General features: G+C 40.1%; 14 protein-coding genes and 2 pseudogenes. 14 read left to right on the forward strand and 2 right to left on the reverse strand.

Features of this window, described 5'->3' with window-relative positions; all coding sequences use genetic code 11:
* Positions 1 to 190 precede the first annotated feature (190 nt).
* From AC3B5S_RS05885 to AC3B5S_RS05930, 10 genes and pseudogenes are all read left to right on the forward strand, one after another.
* Positions 191 to 1,696 (forward strand): ABC transporter substrate-binding protein/permease, encoded by a 1,506-nt coding sequence (locus AC3B5S_RS05885; protein WP_489758137.1) that lies wholly within the window; start codon positions 191 to 193, stop codon positions 1,694 to 1,696.
* Positions 1,683 to 2,441, forward strand: coding sequence for an amino acid ABC transporter ATP-binding protein (locus AC3B5S_RS05890; RefSeq protein ID WP_489790202.1), 759 nt, complete (start codon positions 1,683 to 1,685; stop codon positions 2,439 to 2,441). The genes AC3B5S_RS05885 and AC3B5S_RS05890 overlap by 14 nt, the downstream gene beginning before the upstream one ends.
* A gap of 10 nt (positions 2,442 to 2,451) precedes the next feature.
* Positions 2,452 to 3,594: an ArgE/DapE family deacylase gene (locus AC3B5S_RS05895; RefSeq protein ID WP_489758139.1), complete on the forward strand. Its 1,143-nt coding sequence runs from the start codon at positions 2,452 to 2,454 to the stop codon at positions 3,592 to 3,594.
* A 404-nt stretch (positions 3,595 to 3,998) separates the two neighbouring features.
* Positions 3,999 to 5,120, forward strand: a complete 1,122-nt coding sequence (locus tag AC3B5S_RS05900; protein ID WP_489790203.1) for a 5-methyltetrahydropteroyltriglutamate--homocysteine S-methyltransferase — start codon at positions 3,999 to 4,001, stop codon at positions 5,118 to 5,120.
* Positions 5,121 to 5,176: 56 nt separating this feature from the next.
* Complete coding sequence (locus AC3B5S_RS05905; protein WP_489758141.1) at positions 5,177 to 5,476, forward strand: glycine cleavage system H family protein; 300 nt, start codon at positions 5,177 to 5,179, stop codon at positions 5,474 to 5,476.
* A 138-nt stretch (positions 5,477 to 5,614) separates the two neighbouring features.
* On the forward strand, positions 5,615 to 6,976 hold the full coding sequence (locus AC3B5S_RS05910) for a threonine/serine exporter family protein (protein ID WP_489758142.1): 1,362 nt from the start codon (positions 5,615 to 5,617) through the stop codon (positions 6,974 to 6,976).
* A 278-nt stretch (positions 6,977 to 7,254) separates the two neighbouring features.
* A pseudogene (locus AC3B5S_RS05915) lies at positions 7,255 to 7,539 on the forward strand (transporter substrate-binding domain-containing protein); the annotation flags it as partial.
* 423 nt (positions 7,540 to 7,962) lie between these two features.
* Positions 7,963 to 9,399 (forward strand): amino acid ABC transporter substrate-binding protein/permease, encoded by a 1,437-nt coding sequence (locus AC3B5S_RS05920; protein WP_489775313.1) that lies wholly within the window; start codon positions 7,963 to 7,965, stop codon positions 9,397 to 9,399.
* The gene (locus tag AC3B5S_RS05925) at positions 9,396 to 10,133 is read left to right on the forward strand and encodes an amino acid ABC transporter ATP-binding protein (protein ID WP_489758143.1); all 738 of its coding nucleotides are present in this window, start codon (positions 9,396 to 9,398) and stop codon (positions 10,131 to 10,133) included. Before AC3B5S_RS05920 ends, AC3B5S_RS05925 begins: the two co-directional genes overlap by 4 nt.
* Before the next feature lie 174 nt (positions 10,134 to 10,307).
* The gene (locus AC3B5S_RS05930; RefSeq protein ID WP_489790204.1) at positions 10,308 to 18,464 is read left to right on the forward strand and encodes a mucin-binding protein; all 8,157 of its coding nucleotides are present in this window, start codon (positions 10,308 to 10,310) and stop codon (positions 18,462 to 18,464) included.
* Positions 18,465 to 18,570: 106 nt separating this feature from the next.
* Here AC3B5S_RS05930 and AC3B5S_RS05935 read toward each other — a convergent pair.
* A pseudogene (locus AC3B5S_RS05935) lies at positions 18,571 to 18,822 on the reverse strand (hypothetical protein); the annotation flags it as partial.
* 155 nt (positions 18,823 to 18,977) lie between these two features.
* On the opposite strand from AC3B5S_RS05935, the gene AC3B5S_RS05940 reads away from it, so the two are divergent.
* On the forward strand, positions 18,978 to 20,180 hold the full coding sequence (locus AC3B5S_RS05940; protein ID WP_489790205.1) for a metal-dependent hydrolase family protein: 1,203 nt from the start codon (positions 18,978 to 18,980) through the stop codon (positions 20,178 to 20,180).
* Between the two features lie 115 nt (positions 20,181 to 20,295).
* Here the strand turns inward: AC3B5S_RS05940 and AC3B5S_RS05945 are convergent, their stop codons facing one another.
* Positions 20,296 to 21,702 (reverse strand): basic amino acid/polyamine antiporter, encoded by a 1,407-nt coding sequence (locus AC3B5S_RS05945; protein WP_489775145.1) that lies wholly within the window; start codon positions 21,700 to 21,702, stop codon positions 20,296 to 20,298.
* 306 nt (positions 21,703 to 22,008) lie between these two features.
* On the opposite strand from AC3B5S_RS05945, the gene AC3B5S_RS05950 reads away from it, so the two are divergent.
* From AC3B5S_RS05950 to AC3B5S_RS05960, 3 genes are all read left to right on the forward strand, one after another.
* Positions 22,009 to 23,388, forward strand: coding sequence for a cytosine permease (locus AC3B5S_RS05950; protein ID WP_489769855.1), 1,380 nt, complete (start codon positions 22,009 to 22,011; stop codon positions 23,386 to 23,388).
* 168 nt (positions 23,389 to 23,556) lie between these two features.
* Entirely contained in the window at positions 23,557 to 23,988 is a 432-nt protein-coding gene (locus AC3B5S_RS05955; protein WP_489758148.1) for a MarR family winged helix-turn-helix transcriptional regulator, read from the forward strand.
* A complete protein-coding gene (locus tag AC3B5S_RS05960) occupies positions 23,978 to 25,369 on the forward strand; it encodes a DHA2 family efflux MFS transporter permease subunit (protein WP_489769532.1) in 1,392 nt (463 codons plus the stop codon). The genes AC3B5S_RS05955 and AC3B5S_RS05960 overlap by 11 nt, the downstream gene beginning before the upstream one ends.
* Positions 25,370 to 25,374: the final 5 nt, after the last annotated feature.

Raw genomic sequence — 25,374 nt, forward strand, 5'->3', positions numbered from 1 at the left:
AATTGAGACTTTTCTCATCAATTAATTACGTTTAAAAAATGTAATAGGTGATTGATTGTTACTGCGGTCTAATGATAACTTTGGAACAATAGTTTCAAAGTTATTTTTTTGATTTTAAATTTAATTAAAATCTTGCAATTTTTGCTTATTATTTTATAATGTGAGTTATTAAATAAAGGAGGTATTATTTATGAACAAGCATAAGTCTTGGTTACAAGTATTAATTGTAATTTTGACGGTCATTTGGGGAGGATTGACGGCGACCACACAAGCGCAAGCCGCGGGAACAAATGGTCAAGTGCAAGATGACTATTTGCAAAAAGTGCAAGCTAAAAAAGAGCTAGTGATGGGAACTAGTCCTGATTTTCCACCATATGAATTCGTTAAAAATATTCATGGCAAATCAACAGTTGTCGGAATGGATGTCGAAGTCGGTCAAAAAATTGCGTCGGACTTGGGTGTGAAATTAGTTATTGAGCGGATGGATTTTGATTCGTTGTTGGTGGCTTTAGAGACTGGCAAGGTTGATATGGTCATTTCAGGTATGAATAACACGCCACAACGGGCGAAGAGTGTGGCTTTTAGCAAGGATTATTATCAAACAGGGCAAGATTTATTAATTCGGCAAGCTGATGTACATAGGTATCATAATTACCGATCATTTTCAGGCAAAACTATTGGCGCACAAACAGGTTCTATTCAGTATTCATTGATTAAACAACAAGCTAAAGCTTCGAAACTCAAAGGCATGGATAAAGACAATGATTTAGTTTTGGCGTTGCAAACACATAAGATTGACGCAGTGGCAGTTGATACGGCAACCGCTAAAGCCTTTGTCAAAAATACTAATGGTTTGGTTCGGATTCCTTCGGGTTTTAAGATTTCGTCAGCGGGTTCTGCAATTGCTTTTCCTAAAGGGGCCAATTCTTTAGTACAAGCAGCCAATAAATCCATTGATACGATTCACAAGGATAATTTAATTAATAAAGTCTATTTACCCAAAGTTGGTAAATATATGACCAATAATAAATCTAAGAAAGCCAAGCAAAAAGCTAACTCCATGTGGGCTTATAAAGATTTCTTTGTTGCTGGTGTGGGTTATACCTTAATGATTTCCGCAATTTCGGTCTTCTTTGGGTTCTTATTAGGAATCATCTTAGGTTTAATGCGGTTAAGTCAGAGTTCTTGGGCGCAAAAGTTAGCAGGAGCTTATATTGAATTTGTGCGGGGCACACCGTTGATGGTGCAATTACTGTTTATTTATTTTGGTTTAGGTGTGGTTGTTAATATTCCCGCTTTATTATCGGGAATTATTGCGGTTTCGCTAAATTCGGCAGCTTATGTGGCTGAAGTGATTCGTTCCGGTATTAATTCGGTTAATGTTGGGCAAAGAGAAGCTGCCCGTTCGTTAGGAATGTCACGGGTTTTAACCATGCGGTATGTCGTCTTTCCACAAGCAATGAAAAACATTTGGCCCGCTTTAGGTAATGAATTTATTTCTTTGATTAAGGAAAGTTCGATTGTGTCTGTAATTGGAGTTAAAGATTTAATCTATCAATCGCGTTTAGTGCAGGCGGATACGTATCGTGGCGTAATGCCTTTAGTCATCACCATGATTTTGTACTTTATCATTACGTTCAGTTTGTCGCGTTTAATGAAATATTTTGAAAGGAAAATGGGCCATGGAAACGACTAAACAACAGCCAGTTTTGTTAGCAACGAAACAATTAACAAAAGCATTTGGCACCAATACAGTGCTCAAAAATATTGATTCACAAGTACACGAAGGTCAAGTAATTTGTTTAATTGGACCTTCAGGAGCCGGGAAAAGTACCTTTTTAAGATGTTTAAATTTATTGGATCAACCAACTTCGGGGGCGGTCCTTTTCAAAAATCAAGACTTAACACAGTTAGCGGATAAACAGCTGGATCAGTTGCGTCAGCAAATGGGGATGGTTTTTCAGCAATTCAATTTGTTCCCTCACATGACAGTTTTGGATAACTTGACCTTAGCACCGCTGAAAGTTAAGCAAATTTCAGAAACGGCAGCGACTGCGAAAGCACAAGAACTGTTAGAACAAGTAGGTTTGAGTGATAAACAAACGGCCTATCCGGCTAATTTATCAGGGGGCCAACAACAAAGAGTGGCCATTGCGCGGGCCTTAATGATGGATCCGCAAGTGCTACTTTTTGACGAACCTACGTCGGCCTTAGATCCCGAAATGGTGGGCGAAGTTTTGAAAGTAATGCAGGATCTGGCTCAAAAAGGAATGACGATGATTGTCGTTACTCACGAAATGGGTTTTGCCCGTAACGTTGCTGATCAGGTTTGGTTTATGGCCGATGGTGGCATTCAAGAGTCTGCTACACCAGCACAATTCTTTCAACATCCTCAAACTCAGCGGGCACAGGACTTTTTAGATAAGATTTTAGAGTCTTAGGGGTTATTTTATGGAACAACAACAAGCGTTAAAAATTTTAACTGATTTAATTGCAATCGAGACCGTTGATCAAAACGAAAGCCAGGTCGCCGACTATATTGCACAGTTGTTTCAGCCGTATGCCGATCAAGTAGCAATTCAACGCGTTAATTTTGCTCCGGGACGCGATAACTTATTAGTTACAATTGGACAAACCGGACCGATTTTGGGTTTTAGTGGTCATGAAGATGTCGTTGCAGCTGATGCTCATGCTTGGCAAACGCCGCCTTTTGCAGGAACTGTTCGTAATGATAAAGTTTATGGTCGCGGTGCGAGTGATATGAAATCCGGCTTAGCAGCAATGATTGTGGCCATGCTTGATTTATTAGCGGCCAAACAGCCGTTGGCAGGACGAGTCCGACTATTAGCCACAGTTGGTGAAGAGACGGGCGAATATGGTGCAGCTCAATTAGTCAAGTTGGGTTTAGTCGATGATTTATCCGGACTAGTTATTGGTGAGCCATCCAATTTGCAGCTGGAAGTTACGCATAAGGGCGTCATTGATTACTGTGTCACTTCACGGGGAAAGGCGGCTCATGCTTCGACACCAGCAGCGGGCAAAAATGCGATTTGGCCATTAATAGACTTTGCCCAAAAAGTGCAAGCCTATTTTGCACAAGCTGAGCTAGCGGATCCTATTTTAGGTAAAATGACGCATGTTCTGAGCCAAATCCAGGGCGGTGAACAGATTAACTCCGTCCCCGCACAAGCAAGTTTAACGGGAAATATTCGGACAACGCCGGCTTACACTCATGAACAAATTTATCAATTTTTAAATGAGCAAATTCAACAATTAAATGCTCAAGGGGCCGATTTAACCATTGAGTATCGTTATCCGGAGTTACCGTTACCGGATCAATCGCAAAGTAAATTAGTGACTATAGCCCAGTCTGTTTTACAAAAGCAACTGCATTTGCCAGGCGAAATCATCGCGGGTCAAGGAGCAACTGAAGCTTCAGAATATATTCAAGTTGGTAAATTTCCGATTGTCATTTGTGGTCCAGGTGAAGGAGTGAGTGATCACCAAGCTAATGAATGGGTCAGTGTCCAAAATTATTTGTTAGGCTGCCAATTTTATCAAGCTTTGGCACAAAATTTTTGGCAAATGAATTAAAAATAGCACTTCACAATAGTTGTTGTGTTAAGTTTCATTACTCAGAAATTTGTTTTCTGCTTTTTAAGAAAAAGGTTGACAAAAAGTTGTTGCTGTTTTAAAGTTGCAATAATTAAAAATTGCTGAGAAAAGATGAGTAAATATCACGCTAATTTAGAGAGTCACGGTGGCTGAAAAGTGATTTAAAACGGATATTGAAGATGGTCTGGGAGCAATCTCAAGTTTAACTTGCGGTTAACAACTGATAACTTGTTTCAGTATGAAAGGTACTGATTAAGAGTAGTATTGTGAGATACTGCTAAAAAAAGGTGGTAACACGCTAAGTGCGTCCTGCATGAATTCATGTAGGACGCTTTTTTGATTTTCGCCAAGGCCGATTTCGCAGTAATCTAAGGAGGATAATTATGAAACAACAGGTTAATCCATTAGCAGCATTACATTATGATATCGTCGGTAGTTTTTTGCGCCCAGCAAATTTAAAACAGGCGCGCCAGGCTTTTACTGAACACAAAATAAGTGCCCAGGATTTAAAACAAGTTGAGAATCAAGCGATTATTGACTTATTAAAGCAAGAGGCGAATTCGGGCTTAAAAGTTGTGACGGATGGCGAGTTTCGCCGCAGTTGGTGGCACTTAGATTTTTTCTGGGGATTAAATGGTTTACAAAAGGCTCAAGCGCAAACGGGTTACCAATTTCATGGTGAACAAACTCGAAATGAGACCGTTAATCTGAACGGTCCGATTAGTGGAGAACAACATCCGTTTGTGGAGCACTTTAAATTTACGCAGGCGCACACGCCGGATAATTTATTAGTTAAGCAAACCATTCCAGCACCGAGTCAATTATTAGCGGAGTTAAGTCGACCAGAAAATCAGGATAGTGTGCGGCAGTTTTATCCTCATGAGGACAAATTATTGCAAGCTATTACAACTGCTTATCAACAGGTTTTAACAGATTTAGCGGCAGCAGGTTGTCAGTTAGTTCAGTTTGATGATTGTTCTTGGGGGCAGATCATTGACTGGACGCTGCATCAAACGCAAACTCCAGCTCGTATTGCCCAAATTAAGCAACAATTTGTCGATTTGAATAATGCAGTGATTGCTTGTGCTCCGTCAGAGTTAACTATTAATACGCATATTTGTCGTGGTAATTATCATTCCACTTGGTTTGTGTCCGGGGGTTATGAGAGCGTGGCAGATGTTTTATTTAAAAAAGAGCAGGTTCAAAGTTTTTATTTAGAATATGATACAAAGCGAGCTGGCAGTTTAGAAGTAATTCAAGCTATTCCAGCAGATACGCGCGTGGTTTTGGGCTTAGTGACGAGCAAGTCGGGGCAATTAGAAGACAAAGCCCAATTAATTCAACGGCTGCAGGTGGCTAGTCAGTATCATCCATTAGAAAACTTGGCTTTGAGTCCTCAATGTGGTTTTGCTTCAACTGAGGAAGGAAATATTTTAACCGAACAACAACAATGGGCTAAAATTCAGCTGCTTCAAGACGTGGCGCATGAAGTTTGGGATGCGTAGTTTAAAAAGAGCAGTATAATTAAAATATGTTTAATAAAGATGATGGAGGCAAGCAAATGGATAATGAAGAAGCGGATTATTTTTGGCAGCAAAAGCTAACTAATGGGCATACACGCGTTGGTTTGGCGCCTAAAGGACAAGAGGAAGTGGGAAGTGTCGGGTTTGTTGATTTGCCGCAAGTTAGCGAATTAAACGTCGGCGATTTCTTACTATCAGTGGAGAGTGATAAAGCAGTGACGGAATTGCATACGCCCTGCGCTGGCCGAGTTGTTCAGTTTAACCAAGCTTTGGTAGAGCATCCAGAATTGTTAAACGAAACTGATCAGCAGCATAATTGGATTGTAGAATTAGCTTAAATTAAAAGCTTAATGGTTGATCAATTTTGCTACTTAAAAGTCTCACGACTGGTAGAAGCATTTTACTGAAAATAGGTATGCTATAATGAAAAGCAGTTGATTAAATTTTAAATTGTACAAAAAAGGTTGGCGAATTTAGTGCCTAATGATAAAAAATTACAACCCCATTTTCATTTAGCTGCGAAAAATCATATGGATATTCCCTGGTCCCGAGTTGTGGCACAGCATTTAAAGCAAACTGCAGTCAATGCTTCCTTGATGGAAAAAGCTACGATTATTGGACGAGTGGGCATGATTATGTTAGCTTCCGGTACGGGAGCGTGGCGTGTGCGCGACTCAATGAATACGATTGCGCGAATTTTAAAAGTGACGTGTTCAGCGGATATTGGTTTGGTTTCGATTTCGTACAGTTGTTTTGATGGGCAAGATGAGTACCGCAGTGTGACAGAAGCTTTATCGCTAGCTAGCAGTGGGGTAGATACGACTAAATTAGCAGCCATGGAAAATTTTGTAGCGCTTTTTGAAGAAGAAGGCGCTTTTTTAAGTGTTGGCAAAATTCATCATTTACTGGATAAAATTCAACAGCGACCCAAAAATTATTCTCCTTTGATATTGGGGCTAGCCGCGGCAGTAGCTTGTAGTGCCTTCGTCTTTTTGTTGGGCGGTGGTCCAGTCGAAATGTTTTGTACTTTTGTCGGGGCTGGTTTAGGTAATTATGTCCGGTCGTTAATGAATAGTAAGCATTTAACACTCTTTGCAGGTCTAGCAGCAGGGGTAGCGGTGGCTTGTTTAACTTATTTAGTCATTTCCAGAACCTTAGAATTTAGTTTGCATATCAATGTGGCACATGAAGCGGGTTACATTGGTTCGATGTTATTCGCTATTCCGGGATTTCCGTTTATTACCAGTGGTTTAGATATTGCTAAATTGGATATGCGCTCGGGCATTGAACGCTTTGTCCATGCTGTCACGATTATCATGGTCGCGACCTTAGTCGGCTGGATGGTCGCCTTAGCCAGTGACTTACGGCCCGATAATTTTGTGCCCTTAGGGTTGAATCCGTGGTTGTTAGCAGTGCTTCGGTTTCCGGCCAGTTTTTGTGGAGTGTTTGGTTTTTCTGTGATGTTTAACAGTTCCAAAAAAATGGCGACTCTGGCCGCTTTTAATGGCGCCATTGCCAATACTTTACGCTTAGAATTAGTTGATTTAACCACATTGCCGCCCGCTGCGGCCGCTTTTGTTGGGGCCTTAGTGGCCGGTTTATTAGCATCAATTATCCATAAAAAGTTTCATTATCCGCGGATTAGTTTAACCGTGCCTGCTATTGTGATTATGGTTCCGGGTTTGTATATGTATCGAGCAATGTATTATTTAGGCGTCGGTGCGATTTCACAAGGTTCTCAATGGCTATTGAATGCGATGATGATTGTCATCTTTTTACCACTAGGTTTAATCTTAGCGCGAGTCTTGATGGATTCTGATTGGCGACGGGCGAGTTAAACTCAAAAGTGCAATTTTTTCAAGAATGGGGTTAATTGGTCTAGACTAGCTCGGCGCGTTTGCCTATTCTTGAGCGGATTTGCGGGTAAATAAATGACAACTTAATTATTTTAGAGTAAAATTATGACTTAATATTTATTATGCTGAAGAAGCGTTAATGGTGTATCATTAAACTTTAATTTAGAATAATTTAGCAAAGGAGATGTTGAAGTAGTTACCACTGAGTCTTTAGGAATTAATGGAGGGTTTAAATTTATTTAATAAATGGAGTGATATTGATGAAAAGTCATTTAAAAACACTAAGTAGTTGGTTAGTGTTGATATTTAGCTTCTGGACATGCTTTAGTCTTACTAGTCATCATGTCCAGGCTAAGACCTACCAAATTGGAACCGACGTTACTTATCCGCCGTTTGAATTTGCAAACGATCAAAATAAATATATCGGCATTGACATTGATATTATTAATGCCGTCGCTAAAGAAGAGGGCTTTAAAGTCAATACCAAACAAGTTGGTTTTAATTCTGCTGTGCAGTCCGCACAAGCAGGACAGTTGGATGGTGTCATGGCCGGAATGACAATTACTCCGGAACGACAGGCCAAGTTTGATTTTGGAACCCCCTATTTTAAAACTGGGGTTGTCATGGCTGTTGGCAAAGATAGCTCCATCAAAGATTTTAAACAGTTAAAAGGTAAACGAGTAGCGATTAAAACAGGAACAGCGGCTGCTCAATACGCCACGAAGCTGAAGAAGCGTTACGGTTTTAAAACAGTCACGTTTGATGATTCTAACAACATGTACCAAGACGTTGTAACGGGCAATTCGGTGGCCTGTTTTGAAGATCAACCAGTGATGCAATATGCGATTAATCAAGGTATGAAATTAAAAATTGTTACCAAACCAGCACAAGGTGGTTGGTACGGTTTCGGTGTGAAAAAGGGTACGCATCAGGAATTGCTCCGGCAGTTTAATGCCGGCTTTAAAAAGATTAAGGCTAATGGAACCTATGACAAAATTGTGGCCAAGTATTTGGGCGGTAAGACGCACTCCGCAGTTAAAGGTCAGACTTTTACCATTGGGACTGATGTGACTTTTCCACCGTTTGAATTTGCCAATAAAAATAATCAATACGTCGGTATTGATATTGATGTTGTCAAGAAGATTGCTAAGGATCAAGGCTTTAAGGTAAAGATCAAACCGCTGGGCTTTAATGCTGCTGTGCAAGCCGTTGAATCTGGCCAAATTGACGGGGTCATGGCCGGCATGTCAATTACACCAGAACGTCAAGCCAAATTAGATTTTTCCGATCCGTATTATCATTCTGGGGTCGTCATGGCTACTTCGGATAAGGGTCGAGTAACTAGTTTGAGCCAGTTACGTGGTAAAAAAGTAGCAGTTAAGACAGGGACGGCTGGTGCGCAATACGCTAATAGTATTAAACACAAATATGGTTTTAAGACAGTCACGTTTGATGATTCCAATAACATGTACCAAGATGTGTTAACTGGTAATTCGGCGGCTTGTTTTGAAGATCAGCCAGTCATGCAATATGCGATTAAAAAAGGCACTAATCTGAAAATTGTTACCAAGCCGGCATTAAAAGCACCGTATGGTTTTGCTGTTAAAAAAGGCCAAAATCAAGAATTACTGAAAGCTTTCAATCAAGGCCTAACCAATATTAAGGCTAGTGGTACCTATGATGATATTAAAGCTAAATATCTTGGTGGTAAGGCAGATAAAGGCGTTGCTAAAGCAGGAGCTGATCATGAAGATCGGAGCTTTATCGGTTTGTTGAAACAAAATAAAGGTGCGCTGTGGTCCGGTTTTGTTGAAACCATGTGGTTAACCGTAGTTGCCATTATTTTTGCAACAATCTTTGGCGTCATTATCGGTTTATTAGGTGTTGTGCCAATGAAATTCTGTCATTGGATTTCTAGTACAGTGATTTATCTGTTCCGGGGCATGCCGCTATTAGTCTTGGCATTATTTATCTATACTGGAATTCCTAGCTTAACTGGCCAAAAAATTCCCGCCTTTTTAGCTGGAACGATTACGTTAACCTTAAACGAAGGCGCGTATATTGCCGCTTTTGTTAAAGGCGGAATTGAAGCAGTTGATGTGGGACAGATGGAAGCGGCTCGTAGTTTAGGTTTGCCATTTGGTAAAGCAATGCGTAAAGTTATTTTGCCGCAAGGAATTAAGATTATGATTCCGTCATTTATTAATCAGTTTATTATTACGTTAAAAGATACGTCCATTTTATCTATTATTGGAATTTTGGAATTAACCCAAACCGGAAAAATTATTATTGCTAGAAACTTAGAAGGCTTTAAAGTTTGGACCATTATTGCGATTATTTACGTCGTTGTAATTACTCTATTAACTTGGTTATCTAATTGGGTGCAAAGGAGGACACAAGGATGAGTACCAAAGTCGAAGTGAAAAATTTAGTTAAAACCTACGGCACTAATGAAGTGTTAAAAGGAATTGACTTAACGGTTCAAGATAATGAAGTTGTGGTCATCATTGGTCCTTCTGGTTCTGGTAAGAGTACGCTTTTACGGACACTTAATAAGTTAGAAGAACCAACTTCAGGTAGTGTTTTAGTTGATGGTATTAATATTGCTGATCCCAAGACGAATATGAATCAAGTGCGGGAAAATATTGGAATGGTTTTTCAGCATTTTAACTTGTTTCATAACTTAACTGTGGGCCAGAACATTATGTTGGCGCCAGTCGAATTAAAAAAGCAAACCAAAGAACAAGCGCAAAAGAGTGCCCAACAATTGTTAGAAACGGTCGGTTTGTCCGATAAATTTGATGCGACTGTGCAGTCTTTGTCAGGTGGGCAACAACAGCGAGTGGCGATTGCCCGCGCTTTGGCGATGGATCCGAATGTCATGTTATTTGATGAACCAACCTCAGCACTAGATCCGGAAATGGTTGGGGACGTTTTGGCAGTTATGAAAGATTTAGCCAAAAGAGGAATGACCATGATTGTGGTGACGCACGAAATGGGTTTTGCCAAAGAAGTTGCCGATCGGGTAGTCTTTGTGGATTCGGGTAAGATTCAGGAACAAGGCGAACCCCAACAAATTTTTGAGCATCCACAAAATCAACGTTTGCAGGACTTTTTAGATAAAGTTTTGAATGTTTAAAAATAAGATTTAAAAAATTAATACTGTATTATTAGCCAACTTGGTCTAAAAAAGATCAAGTTGGCTTTTTGTTCACAAGCGTTTTAATTTTATTTTGGGTGGAAACGCTATATTATGAATGCGTATTAAGAATGTTCTTATTTTTTGAACAATAGACATAATGGAGGCTGGATGATGTCGAAATATACAAAATATACGCAAGACCAAAAAGTTCATTATAAAATGTACAAAGCTAAGAAGCACTGGGTGTTTGCAGCAATTACGACGTCAACTATTTTCTTGTTTGGCGCTAATTTAAATAATATGACAACGCAAGCGGCAACCGTAAGTGGTGATGATGCCAAAAGCGTCGATCAAGTACTGGCTAGCAGCAATTCTGATAGTTCTACTTCATCTGTTACACCATCGGTGCCAACCGAGCAAGAAAAGCCTGCTCCAGTGGCGCAAACGCCAGCATCTGCCACTCCTATTGCTGAATCTGCTGCGACAGTTAATTCAAATACAACAACTACTAATCAAATTCCGGCAGCAACAGCAGTTCAGTCGAATAATACAGTTCAGTCAACTACTAATTCTACAACTAATAATCAAACTGCTATTCATGAGCCAGTAACTACTACTCCAGCAAGTTCAACGGCTGTACAGTCGAACGCCACTAATTCTTTATTACGTAGCACTACTGCAACAGCACCCCAACAAGTTTCCTATCAAGATGTTTTACGAGATTCGGGGATTGACCAGAATGGGATTGCCACCGTTACCAAAGATAATTTCTTAGACTATTTTGATTACAGTGGTAGTGGTTCCTACGATCCAAGTACCGGTTTGTTTACTTTTACACCAGATGATCGTTCTCATGTCGGCAGTTTTAGCTTAAAGAAAAAGATTGATTTAAGTAATGACTTTTCGTTAAGTGGCAAAGTTCGTTTGGGCGATAAGCCCAGTTATTATGGTGGTGCTGATGGTGTCAGCTTTGCCATTCATACTGGTAATACCGATGATATTGGAGCCTTTGGTGGTAACCTCGGGATTGGTGGTTTACAAAATGCTTTTGGCTTTAAGCTAGATACTTATCCAAATGAAGATTATCAAGCCCCCGATCCAAGTAATTCTGATAATGAGTTTGGTTGGGATGCTGATCAGCCAAATGGTTATTACGCTTATGGTGCCTTTGTCACGACTTCTTTTAAAAATGTCAAAGGAACTGATGGTAAAGATTATCCACGTTGGTGGGCTACTGTTGACCAAAAGTCTGTTCAAGGTTTGGCCGATAATAATTTAAATAATTCGCTACATGATTTTACGGTAACTTATACCGCTAGCACTCGTGAATTAAAAATTACGTTCAAGACTACTAATGGTGTCACCATGGTTTGGACGAAAGACATTCCAGATACCGATATGTATCGTTCAGTATCCTTAATGATGGCGGCTTCGACAGGTTGGAATACGAACTTACAAGAATTCCAAATTGATCAATTTAAATTCAAACCTGCCCAATTTGTTAATTTGAATTATGTTGATCTGAACGGTAATCCTATTGGCAAAGGAACAGTTTCTCAAACAGTTACGATCAGTGCAGATGGTAAGACTTATACTGCCCAAGAACCGCCAGAGATTGCGGGTTATCAATACGTAGCTGTAGATTCCACGGGACTGCCAAAAACCGGAACTTTAGACAGTAGTACGAGTGGTAAGACGGTTACTTATGTTTATAAACCCGTAGCACAATCCGGCCAACAAGTCATTACTGATCAAGATAATTTAGTAGAAGGTAGTAATTTACCAGGAACTAGTGTTGCGGCCCCCGCAGAAGCTTATAAATCCAACTTAGTTGTCCCAATTACGCGGACGATTAATTATTTAAATGGTGCAACTAATCAATCAATTGCGCCTACTGTGACGCAAACTGTTAATTATTATCTCTCAGCAGTTGTGAGTGATGATGGAACTTTTTTAGGCTACGATACTAATGGTGATGGCCAAGCGGATACGAAAGATAAAACCCAAGCATTGCAGACCATTGGGGCAGCAGGCTCGACAACGAATCCTAATGCTAAGAGCTTTGCGGCAGTAACTTCACCGAATGTTGATGGGTATAATGCGCCTAGTCAAGCGGTGGTAGAACAAGCCATTGCGCGCCAAGAAGATGAACCATATGATGTTGATGTTTATTATGTTCAATCTAAGCTTCCCGATACTGGTTTAGCAATGGTGACGACCGGCGATGATTTACCCGATACAGTAAAAGCTGATGATTTAGTAGATACCGTTCATCGTACCATTCATTATCAAGATCAAGCTAAACCGGGGATTCCGATTAGTCCGGATGTTGTCCAACAGGCTGATTACCAATTAACGGGGGTCATTGATAAAGGAAATAATGATCAATTCTTAGGTTATGATACCGATAACGATGGCAAAGCTGACGTCTTGTTAAGTGATTTTGCTTCTATTGCTGACGCGAAAGACGCAGCGGTGACAAAAGTCGCTAAAAACTTCCAACAACAAGAGTCTCCTAGTGTGTCAGGTTATTCCACTCCGGATCAGCCATTTGTAACTGCTAGTTCGGCTGTGCCTGGGACTAAAGATGTGACAGTTTATTATTCTAAATTACCAGTTTTGAGTGAAGATACAATTCAAGCAAACGCTGCGATGGATTTACAACCAGGTTATCTTGTTGATCAAGATGACTCTGATAGTCCTCAATGGCCGCAAGAAGCCATGGCAAGCAATTTAAGAAAGAAAATTACGCGCACGATTAATTATGTTGATAAAGATACAGGAGCTCAAGTCTCTAAGCCAGTCACGCAAATTATTGATTACCAGGTGATTGCACAATTTACCGAAGAGAAGACTAACGGCAAAGTTACCGGCATTCACTTTGATGGTTACGTTTTACCAGATGGTTCTTTAACCACTGATAAGCAGACAGCTATCAATCAGAACTATCCACAATCATTAACGGCAGCAGCTGTTGTTTCGCCGAACTTAAGTGCTCAAGATTATGGAACTCCCGATGTGGGCACTGTAGCAGCTGTAGCAATTCCTTATGATAGTAGCGATCAAACTGTAACAGTTAACTATACGAAAAATCGCTTTATCCCAGTGAAGGATTCTGCTAATGCGAAGGGTGATACACCAGTAGAAACTGACAGTTCGGTGAAGATGCCCGAAGAAGCTTGGAAAATTAACTTAACGGGTAATGTGCAACGGACAATCAATTATGTAGTACCAGCTGATGATCCAGCTGCTTTGAGTGAGATCAAGGAGGCTTTAGGTAAGCAAGAAGAACCTGATGGTAGTGTCGGTGTGCCATATCTAATATTAACTGATGATGATGGTAATACGGTCGTTTCAGTGCCGCAGTTGGTGGATTATCATTTAACAGCCGTGGTAAATGCGAATACTGGTGCTTTTGTTGGCTATGATACCGATGGCGATGGTAGTACCGCCGAAACTAAAGATAAAAAAGCTGCTGTCACTTCCTATATTAATCAAAACCAGCGTTCATTTTATGCTCAACCAACACCAACGGTTGCAGGTTATACACCTGATCAAGCAACTGTCGCTGCTACTGACGCAAATATGGATAATTTGACCGTAACCGTCAAATATGCAAAGAATCGTACGATTGCCATTACTGGTGGTGATCAAACTACTGATGATTTAATTGAACCTGGTAGTCAGTATAAGGTTCCAGAAGAAGCTACAGGGGCTAACTTAAATGGTACAGTATCTCGGAATATTATTTATGTCGTCCCGAATAGCGATAATGCTTTGGATGAAATACAGTCTAGCTTAAATTCTCAAGTTGAACCTGATGGTAGTGTAGGCGTTCCTAATCATCCTTCAGATGATAATACAACAGTCATAGTTCCACAATCGGTTAATTATCAATTAACTGGTGTTGTGGATGCCACTACCGGCAAATTCCTTGGCTATGATACCACGGGTGATAAAATGGCAGATACTCAGGATAGAGACACAGCGATTGCGGCTGCGTTAAAAGATCGGACCTTTTATGACCAACCGTCTCCAACCGTAACTGGTTATACTCCAAGTACGAAAGAAGTAGCTGCGAGCCGTGATACGAAGGATATTAAAGTTTATTACACTGCGAATGATTTGATTCCGGTTAAGGGTGCAGATTTAGCAGACGATGCTACGACCATTGATCATGAAGGAACAACGATTACTCTGCCAGACGAAGCTAAACCAGCAGCATTAAATGGAATGGTTAATCAAACGATTCATTATGTAGATAAAGATGGTTCACCTGTAGCTGACGATAACGTCCAGACAGTTCCTTACTATTTAACAGCAGTTGTGGATTCCACTGGTGCCTTCATGGGTTACGATACAACTGGTGATGGACAAGCTGATACGCAAGATAAAGATTATGCGATTGATGAATATTTAACAAAAAACAAGAGTGAGTTTGCAGCGGTAACCTCACCAACACAATTAGGCTATTCAGCAGATACACCAATTGTAGCTGCTAGCCCAGTAACTCATGTTCCTCAAGAAGAGACGGTTACTTACACTAAGAATCGGACGCTACCAATTTCTGGCGGGGCAGCTCATACGGTTGATCAACCAGTGGAACCTGGTAGTAAAGCAACTACGCCAATAGAAGCGACGAAGGATAATTTAACGGGTAATGTAACACGGACGATCAATTATGTCATGGCTGATGGTAGTTCTGCAGCAACCTCAGTAGTCCAAGTGGTACCGTATAGTTTGACGGCTATCGTGGACTTTACCGGAGCTTTCTTGGGCTATGATACCAACGGTGATGGTAACGTTGATATTGCGGCTAATGCTACTGATGCTAAAAATGAGGCTATTAAAGCGGCAATTAGTGGTCGAACTTTCTATGCAGCTCAATCGCCAGAAATTGCTAATTATACACCTGATCAAGCAACTGTTGCTTCAGAAAATGCTAATTTGAATGCTGAAACCGTAACAGTCACCTATACACCGCAAGCAACTGTTACGATTAAAGATAGCGATAATCATGATAAAAATACGCCATTGCAAACCGGCAGTAACTTACTAACACCAGCGGCTGCTTGGAAGGAAAATTTGACTGGTTCTGCCAAATTGGTAATTAAGTATGTTAAAGCTGATGGTACGGAGATTGCTGCGGAAAGTTCTCAGGAAATTCCTTATCATTTGACGGCGATTGTCAATGCTGTCACGGGAAAATTTATTGGTTACGATACTAATACTGATGACAAAGTTGATACGACGAACCAGCAAGATGCTATTCGGCAATCATTTGGAGATAAGACTTTTACTTCTGTAACTTCGCCAACCGTTACTGGCTATAAACCTGATAAAGCAGTGATTGAAAATGTTGCACCGGTCTTAAATGGTAATGCTGATAAAAATGCTGCCGGTGACGCTGCTGCTAATCAGAATACTTTAACAGTGACCGTCACTTATACGCCTGATAACATGGCAACTGGTACAATCCCAGTAACTGCTGGTGATAACGCTAATGGTAATACCCCAGTCGGTGATAGCACTACGTTGAAAATGCCACAAGAAGCATGGGCAAGTAACTTAACAGGTGAAACCACGAGAACGATCAATTATGTCAAGAGTGATGGTTCTCAAGTAGCTACTCCTGTTACTCAAAGTAAGACTTATCAGTTAACAGCAATTGTGAATAAAGCTGACGGGACTTTCTTAGGTTATGATACAACTGGTGATGGAGTGGCTGATACGAAAGATAAGACAACAGCGATTGCTGCTGCCATTACTCAAGATCAATTTGCTGCAGTAACTTCACCAACAGTTTCAGGTTATACACCAGATCAAGCTACAGTGGCAGCAGGCACGCAAGCCGGAACAGTGACGGTAACTTACACTGCTGATGGTACAACTCCACCTGAAGAAAATGATACGATTCCAGTGACAGCTGCTGATAATGCCAATGATCAAACACCAGTAGGTGATAGCACTACATTGAAGATGCCACAAGAAGCATGGGCAAGTAACTTAACAGGTGAAACCACGAGAACGATCAATTATGTCAAGAGTGATGGTTCTCAAGTAGCTACTCCTGTTACTCAAAGTAAGACTTATCAGTTAACAGCAATTGTGAATAAAGCTGACGGGACTTTCTTAGGTTATGATACAACTGGTGATGGAGTGGCTGATACGAAAGATAAGACAACAGCGATTGCTGCTGCCATTACTCAAGATCAATTTGCTGCAGTAACTTCACCAACAGTTTCAGGTTATACACCAGATCAAGCTACAGTGGCAGCAGGCACGCAAGCCGGAACAGTGACGGTAACTTACACTGCTGCTGATAATGGTGGCGGAACTACACCGCCAGTAACGGATACGACTTCAGTCAAAATTAACGGTACGGCCACCAGATCTGTTTATTATGTCATGAATGATGGTAGTTTAGCTCCGGATTCACAATTACAAACGAAAGATTATAGTTTAACCGCGATTGTTGATAAAGCGGGTCAATTGTTGGGTTATGATACCAACGGTGACGGCTCAGCTGATACGACTGATAAAGATGAAGCTATCAAAATTGCTTTATTTATGGTACCGTTTGATGCGATAGATTCGCCAAGTGTTTCTGGTTATGATCCAAGTCAAACTACAGTTGCCGCAAGTAATGACCCTAATGATATAGTTGTTGTTTATACAAAGCCGGGCACCACCCCAGCAACAGGAACTACTGCTGTAACTATGCACGGTACTGCAACAAAGACTATTAGTTATGTCATGAGTGATGGAACTACTGCTCCAGCTGCTCAGCAAGAAAGCCAAGCTTATAGTTTAACGGCAATTGTTGATAAAGCAACGGGTCAAATTAAGGGCTATGATACTGATGGTAATGGGTCAACTGATACCACTAATAAGAATGTGGCAATCAAAACAGCTTTGGCAAAGACCCCATTTGCTGCAATAACATCGACACCAGTTTCAGGTTATACTCCAAATCAACAAGTTGTGGCTGCAACTAGTGATCCTAGTGATGTTATTGTTCTTTACACTAACGATGGCGGTTCAGTTACTCCACCCGAAGAAACTGGTACGATTCCAGTAACGGCTTCTGACAATGCCAATGCACAAACACCAGTCGGTGATAGCACTACACTGAAGATGCCACAAGAAGCTTGGGCAAATAATTTAACGGGTGAAACTACAAGAATCATTAATTATGTCAAGAGTGACGGTACTCAAGCAGCTACTCCTATTACCCAAAATAAGACTTATCAGTTAACGGCAATTGTGAATAAAGCAGATGGTAGTTTCTTAGGCTACGATACTGATGGTAATGGTACAGCTGATACCAAGGATAAGACAGCTGCGATTGCTGCTGCCATTACTCAAGATCCATTTGCTGTAGTAACTTCACCAACAGTTTCAGGTTATACACCAGATCAAGCTACCGTAGCGGCAAGCACACAAGCTGGCACCGTGACCGTCACTTATAAAGCTGATAATAATGGTGGTGGAACTACGCCAACTGTACCTGATAATAACCAGCCAAGTGACAATAATTCTGATAATAATAGCAATGACATTATTGTTGTTAAACCAAGCGATAATGTTAAACCAGGTCAATCAATTGACAGCAATAATCCAAGCGTTGTTTGGCCGACAGGAACTGCGCAAGAAGATCTGCAAAAGACAGTTACGAGAATTATTAAGTATCAAGATCAATATGGTAATACTTTGAGCTCACCAACGATGCAGCAAGTTGTTTATCAAATTGCTGCTGTGGTCAATAAAACAACCGGTCAATTGTTAGGTTACGATACTGATGGTGATGGTCAAGTTGATACCCAAGATTTAACTGCAGCATTTGCCAAAATCAATCGCACGCAAAACTTTGCTACACAAGTAGTGCCAGATTTAAGTAAGCAAGGTTATGTTCCAGATACTCAAGTTGTTGCCAGTGCAGTGGCTGATACTAACGATCCGGATGTGATTGTGGTTGCTAACTATCAAAAGACTGCTTCAGGTAATGATTCAACTGGAAATACTCCAGGTAATAACACTACAGGTGCCAATGGTAATGGACAAACTCCAAATTCTGCGGCAACTAATCCTAATGGAACGATAACTGGCAACCAACCTGCAGCGCATAATCTACAATTTGATCCGAATGCATTATCCGGACAGAATTTAAAGAAAGCACAGTCTGCTGCTCAAAATAAATTACCACAGATGTCTGATGATCAACAACAAGATCACACCGCATCATTGTTGGGATTCGGATTATTAGGAACACTATTAAGCTTCTTTGGTTTAGCAAGTAAGAAGCGAAAAGATGAAAGGGATGAATAGTTAAAAAGATTATTAATAAAGATTAACTGAAAAATGCTTCATAGCTAGTTGGAAATTTAATCAACTGTTATGAAGTATTTTTTAACTTTTTAATTGTGAATTGTAGTTATAACATCTTTAAGAACACAGAAGCGATAATGACTGAAGCCACCGAAACAGTGGCAAAACCACCCACTAACATTTTGGGGAGCATTTGGTCACTTAAAACTGCTTCTTCCTTAGGATTGGTAGCTAATTGACTACAAATTTCAGTAGTTAAAATATAATCAGCAGGAAAACCGAATAAGGCAGTTAGAGAACAAGCAAAGGCCATTATCGGGCTAGCTTTAAAACCATGTCTAATAAAGGTACCATATATTTAATTTTTAAAATTAGTGAACATAAATTAAGCTTATTTTCTTAACTAAAAAATAATCATAGATTAATGAAGAAGGCGTGACTTTGTGTGGATAACGTGGTAAATTACCATATATAAAATTTTAATTATATTTTAATCCAGAAGAGGGCTCTTTAATGACAACAGTCTATAAAAATTGTAACTTGTTTGTGGGTACTAAAGATGAAGTATTGGCGAATGCCTGGTTTGAAGTGAATGACCAAGGTAAGATTACACAAACTGGAACGGGTAAGGCACCTCAATCTCAACAAACGGTTGATTTAGCGGGTCAATATGTAATGCCGGGAATTATTGATGTGCATACCCATATTATGATGGATCCAAATGACGGCGATATCTCATTCGTCAATGAAACGGATGCAACTGTGGCAGCTTTGCAGAATCTACAAGCATTGTTAAGAACAGGTGTCACTTATATTCGTGATTGTGGTTGTGTCTTTGATGTTGATATTAAATTAAATAAAATTGCACAAGCTGGCGTCTATCAGATTAAGGGCCCGAAGATTTGCCCATCAGGACGACCAATGTCGATGACTGGTGGTCACGGAGATTTTCAAGAAGGAACTTATGGTGAAAAGAACTGGGGTTATTTAACTGATTCGCAAGATGAAATGCGTAAAGCTGTGCGCACTGCGTTTAAACATGGTGCTAAAAATATTAAAGTGATGGCGACCGGTGGGGTAATGTCACCGACGGATCAAATTGATGATACAGAGTTGAGTTTGGCAGAAATTCAAACTGCGGTTGAAGAAGCCCATTCTAAACACATGACTGTCGCAGCCCATGCCGAGGGACGTCAAGGCATCCATAACGCGATTGTTGCGGGAGTTGATTCCGTGGAACATGGTTCTTATGTGAGTGATGAAGACATTGAGTTAATGTTAGAAAAGGGAACTTTCTTAACGCCAACCTTGATTGCTGGTTATACGATTCCAACCTATGGTCAAGGCAAGTTGCCCCAATATATGCTTGATAAAGCGAGTGCTTTTTTAGATGATTATTTTGCTAATATCGGTAAAGCTATCAAAGCTGGTGTGAAGATTTCTTTTGGAACCGACTCAGGAACGCCATTTAATGATTTTACGGATGTCCCAGTAGAATTTCAATTAATGACGCAAGTCGGTGCCACGAATTTTCAAGCATTGCAGGCAGCTGGTCAATCCGCGGCCCAATTGTTGAAGATTGACGCAGAGTATGGAACTTTGGAAGTTGGTAAATATGCGGACTTTCTCGTTTTGAAGCAAAATCCCTTAGCTGATATTCAAGCTGTTGCCCAAAAAGACAAGCAGGTCTATCAACAAGGGATCCGCCAATATTAAATTTAATGAAAAATAGGCTAAAGCATTGTGTAGTCGGATTAATAAGAAGTGAATCAAAGTTCAACTACTTGTTAAAACTAACTGCAGATGCCATAGCCTATTTTTGTCTAATTAATTACAAAATTAATCGGTGAAAACTCACCAAGACTAATGCCAGTAAACCAATGATAGCTAAACTGGTGGTGCCTACGCGTTCGCTCGGAGATAAGGAAGTATTTAATTCGTGATGGTTAACATGATAGTATAAATAAATTCCGGGCAAATAAATAATGGTGCAGACTAGTAAATATTGTAGTCCGGATAAAGTAATCCCGATAATTTCAAAACTGATGGTTCCTAAGCCCAAACAGCAGGTCCGCCAATTTTTTTGTTGCCATGAAAACTTAATTTCAAAAGCGGCGACTATGATGTAACAAACAATTACTGCCGCGGTACTTAAACTATAAGCTAATTCGTAAGCTTGGTCAGTAAAGAGCAGGGTTAATAAAAAGATTTGTACCATTAAGCCGGTGACAATTAACGCTAAAGTCGGTGCTTGATGCCGATTCTTTTTACCTAAAATTTGGGGCAAGAGATGATGCTGTGCCATGGTGCTGAGAGTTTCAGCCGGCAACATGGTCCACGAAATCCAGGCGCCAAAAATGGAAATTAAAAGACCAATACTAATGAAAGTTCCACCCCAAGGGCCCACAATTTTTTGAAATAAGTAAGCCATCACCGGTTGCTGCGCATGAATTAATTGAGCTCGACTAAAGTAACCATAAGGTAAGATAGAGGCTAGAATATAAATCAGCAACAAACAGCTAACACCAATAATTGTTGCTTTACCAGCAGTTTTTTGACTCTTAGCGCGTGAAGACAATACGGTCGCGCCTTCAATACCGACAAACAACCACATCATAATCATAAAACAGCTTTTAACCTGGGGAGCAACACTACTCCAGACCAAATTGTTGTGCAGATTACCCCAAAACTGAGAACTAAAGACATGGGTATTAAAAACGAGTAAACATGCCACAATAAAGGCGAAAATAGGGATGAGTTTACACAGGGTAATTAAGGAATTAATCAAGGCAGCATTTTCCACGCCTTGATTCACTAATAACGTCAGTAACCATGAACACAGGCTGGCTACTAAAATTGCTGGCCAACCGTTGGCCTTTTGAAAAATGGGAAAAAAATAGCCCAAGGTACTCATAAAAACGGTTGAAAAAGCTACATTACCAAGCCAACCGGACATCCAATAGCCCCAACCACTGATAAACCCCCAAAAATTGCCAAAGCCAGATTGACCATAACTAAAGATTCCCTGTAAATCGGGCCGCTTTTGTAAGAGATCGTTGAGAGTCATAGCTAATAATAAAATACCACCGCTAATAATTAACCAAGCAATTAATGCTGGACCGGGGGCGGCCGCTTTGGCTAAATCACTACTTAAGGCAAAGATTCCCGAACCAATCGCAGTAGTGACAACCAGCGTTGTTAAGGTAAAACCGTTAATTTTTTTTGCTTTATTTTCCATGAAAGCAATTTCTCCTTAATACTATTTCAAATGGTGAAAAGTTGATTGATCAATAGCTTCAGTTTTTCCAGAACGTTTGAACTTTGAGATGATTTGTAATTGAGGTTGAAAACTAAGCCTTACTATCATAGCAAATTTCAGCAGTTAACTAAAATCTTTTTGAAAAATCCATTGACTTTTACATTTTAAATCAGTAACCTAGGTCATAAGTTTAGTCCTTTTAACCTAATCCTGTGAGATTAAGAAAGGAGCACGGTTTCAGTTCTGCTCGGAGGTTTGAACTTGCGAGCTTTTTTTGTACCTAAAATGACAAAGGAGAATTTAAAATTGGGATTTAAACAGCAAAACGTCATCAGCAGTTCTGAACAAAATATGTCTAATTGGGATATGTTTGCCACTTGGATTGGGGCAAACGCCAATAACGGTACTTGGTATGTAGGCGGGGTCATTGCCGCTTGTGGTTTTTTGACTTCGTCAACGTTACTCATTATTGTGGGGATTATTTCCTATTTGTTATTGGCTTTGGTTTCATTAGCCGGATATCAAAGTCGCTTAAACACGATGACGTTAATGCGCGGTTCCTTTGGAGTTAAGGGGTCGATTCTACCGTCATTGATTAATATTGTTCAGTTTATCGGTTGGGCTGCGGTTAATACTTACATTGCGGCAGTGTCTGTAAGTTATATTTTGCGGGAAATTTTTGGTTGGTCCTCGCACAATCAAACGTTAAATCGGTGGGGCTTATTTGCTGGCATTCTGATTATGTCCTTACTACATTTAGGTAGTATTTCGTTAGGCGAAAAGTCAGTTAAATGGATTGAACGCATTGGCATTATTTTGGTCACCATTTTTGTTCTTTGGGAATCAATTATTGTTTTAAGAATGGTGCCCTTGAGCCAAATTTTATCTTGGCAACCACCGGTTAAATTACATTTAGCTAATGGTGTAGCGATTGATACGATTGCTGCCTTTAACTTGGCTTGGGTCACCGCCGCTGCGGACTTTAGTCGCTTTGCCAAGAAAAGATCGGGCGCCACTTGGTGGTCATTTATTGGCGCCAACTTGGGTTTAGTTTGGTTTGCTTTAATGGGCATTGTTGCGACCATTGCGACCGCGATTAGTCTGAATAAATTTGATCCCAATAACTCCGATCCAAGTACGATTGCTACCAAATTGGGCTTGGGTGCATTGGCCTTAATTGTGATCATGCTGACTAGTACGACGGCGAATGCGGTGAACTTGATGGCCGCTGGTTCAGCGGCTACGAATATTTTCCCAAAATTAAAATTAAAGGTTGCACTGTGGATTGTGACCTTAGTTGCGACAGTAGTAACATTTATTCCGGCTTATGTGACAACTTTCTTAGAAACTTTTGAACTCTTTTTAGATGGAGTGGGTATGTTCTTAGGACCCGAAATTGCAATTTTCTTGGTTGATTATTTCATTTTAAATCACCGGCAATATCAAATTGATGACTTTGATCGGCCCAACGGTCGTTATTGGTATCATCACGGTATCAATATCAATGCTTTTGGAACTTGGATTGTAGGAGTGATTTTGTATTTTGTTTTGCGGCGCTGGGCAATCATTAATGACAGTGTTGGCGCAACATTTATTGCCATGTTAGTGAGTGCTATAATTTATTGGGCTTTAATGAAAAGCAAGGTAGTCAGGAAAAAAGCTTAATCTCTTAGTAGGTAAAGTTGGGATCATCAGGTATTAATAACGGGTCTGCGGACTTTTTATTAAGCTGATTGTCCCAACTTTTTTAATTCTTGACAATCGTTTAGTTAAGTGTAGAATATATTTTTTGAAAGGTTAGCTAGCTAACGTTTGAAATGTGAGGTGAATCTAGTGCGCAACACTGGTCGGTTATTACAAAAAGCTGCGCGGCAAATGACGAATGATTTTGACCAATTTGCTAAAAAATATGATTTAACTAGTATGCAGATGTCATTTATTGATTACTTAAGTGATCATTCGCAGATTGAGGTTTTACAACGGGATTTGGAGCAAGAGTTCAATATTCGGCGTTCTACGGCGACTTTAATTTTACAGCGTATGGAAAAAAAGCAATTAGTGGTGCGCCAAACCAGTCAAGTTGATGCGCGCCAACGGGCAGTATTTTTGACTGAACATAGTCAAGCAATTGTGCAAGTGATTAAGCGTTATATGAAACAGGAGCAAGCACGATTAGAACAACATTTTTCCACCCAACAGGTGCAAATATTTGAAGAGATTTTAACTTATTATCAACAAGGAGGACGCAAAAAAAATGAAAACTGATAAAGCCATTACGCCGAAAGTCATCGGCGCCATTGTAGCTGCAGGGTTAATGTCATTTTGTGGGGTGGTTGTGGAAACGGCCATGAATATTACTTTTCCCACTTTGATGCGTGAATTTCACATTTCCACAGCTACTGTTCAATGGATGACGACGATTTATTTATTAGTGGTGGCAATCGTAGTACCGCTATCGGCCTTGTTAAAACGAAACTTTAAAACTAAAAAACTCTTTTTAACAGCTAATTTTTTGTTTATTGTTGGATTAATCATTGATGCCTGTGCACCAATTTTTCCAGTGATGCTTTTGGGACGGATGGTTCAAGGACTAGGAACAGGGATTGCCTTACCATTAATGTTTAACATTATTTTAGAAGAAGTTCCGCCGGCAAAAATTGGATTTATGATGGGAATTGGTTCCTTAATTACCGCAGTAGCACCAGCCGTTGGGCCAACTTTTGGCGGAGTGGTCGTTAATCTGTGGGGTTGGCGCTTTATTTTTGTTTTGTTACTGCCAATTCTAGTAATTTCTTTAATTTTGGGTTTAAGTTGTATCCAGCAAGTCAGTCAATTGGTCAAAACTAAATTTGATTGGTCGGGGATCATTAGTTTACTAATCTTTTTTGTGGGCTTAATTTTTGGCTTTAGTAATTTAGGAACCAAAAAACTGTGGAGTTGGTCAGTTAGCGGTGCTTGGCTATTAGGAATTATTGGTCTCATCTTATTTATTATTAGCTATCAACACACCCAAGAACCGGTCTTAAACTTAGGTTTATTTAAGCAAGCTAGTTTTAGCGGACATCTAATTAGTTTTTTCTGTTTTCAAATTATTAGTTTGGGAACTTCGTTTTTATTACCTAATTATATTCAATTGGTGAATCATCAAAGTACCACGATTGCCGGTTTATTAGTTTTGCCAGGCGCAGCTTTAGGAGCTATTTTGGCACCGTTTGGCGGCCAATTGTTAGATAACTTTGGTGCCAGGAAACCAATTTTGAGTGGTGTTTTGTTAGCAATTGTGAGCTTGTTGATCTTTACTCTAGCAACCGCTCATCTGAACTCAGGATTATTAATCTGTTTGTATGTTCTGTATATGGGTGGCGTTGGCATTGCTTATGGCAACATTATGACTAGTGCTTTACAACAGTTAAATAATCAACAACAGGCGGATGGTAATGCTTGGCTGAATACTTTGCAGCAATTAGCGGGTGCTGTGGGCACTTCTTTAGTCGCTGCGATTGTGGCTCAGAGTCAATTACAGCAGAATCTATCTTTGACTCAAAAAACGATTCAAGGAACACAGCATGCCTTTATTTTGTTGTTAATTTTAGCTATTGTAGTCTTCGTTATTTTGTGGAAATTCTTACCTAAAAAGCAGCGTTAATTCGT

It is taken from the genome of Bombilactobacillus sp. ESL1094 (assembly GCF_058107425.1).

What these genes read in the sequence shown, in the direction of transcription:
- AC3B5S_RS05900 (WP_489790203.1), top strand. Translation starts at nt 3,999, where the DNA reads ATGAAACAACAGGTTAATCCATTAGCAGCATTACATTATGATATCGTC.
- AC3B5S_RS05905 (WP_489758141.1), top strand. Translation starts at nt 5,177, where the DNA reads ATGGATAATGAAGAAGCGGATTATTTTTGGCAGCAAAAGCTAACTAAT.
- AC3B5S_RS05960 (WP_489769532.1), top strand. Translation starts at nt 23,978, where the DNA reads ATGAAAACTGATAAAGCCATTACGCCGAAAGTCATCGGCGCCATTGTA.
- AC3B5S_RS05930 (WP_489790204.1), top strand. Translation starts at nt 10,308, where the DNA reads ATGTCGAAATATACAAAATATACGCAAGACCAAAAAGTTCATTATAAA.
- AC3B5S_RS05925 (WP_489758143.1), top strand. Translation starts at nt 9,396, where the DNA reads ATGAGTACCAAAGTCGAAGTGAAAAATTTAGTTAAAACCTACGGCACT.
- AC3B5S_RS05950 (WP_489769855.1), top strand. Translation starts at nt 22,009, where the DNA reads ATGACAAAGGAGAATTTAAAATTGGGATTTAAACAGCAAAACGTCATC.
- AC3B5S_RS05885 (WP_489758137.1), top strand. Translation starts at nt 191, where the DNA reads ATGAACAAGCATAAGTCTTGGTTACAAGTATTAATTGTAATTTTGACG.
- AC3B5S_RS05895 (WP_489758139.1), top strand. Translation starts at nt 2,452, where the DNA reads ATGGAACAACAACAAGCGTTAAAAATTTTAACTGATTTAATTGCAATC.
- AC3B5S_RS05940 (WP_489790205.1), top strand. Translation starts at nt 18,978, where the DNA reads ATGACAACAGTCTATAAAAATTGTAACTTGTTTGTGGGTACTAAAGAT.
- AC3B5S_RS05890 (WP_489790202.1), top strand. Translation starts at nt 1,683, where the DNA reads ATGGAAACGACTAAACAACAGCCAGTTTTGTTAGCAACGAAACAATTA.
- AC3B5S_RS05945 (WP_489775145.1), bottom strand. Translation starts at nt 21,702, where the DNA reads ATGGAAAATAAAGCAAAAAAAATTAACGGTTTTACCTTAACAACGCTG.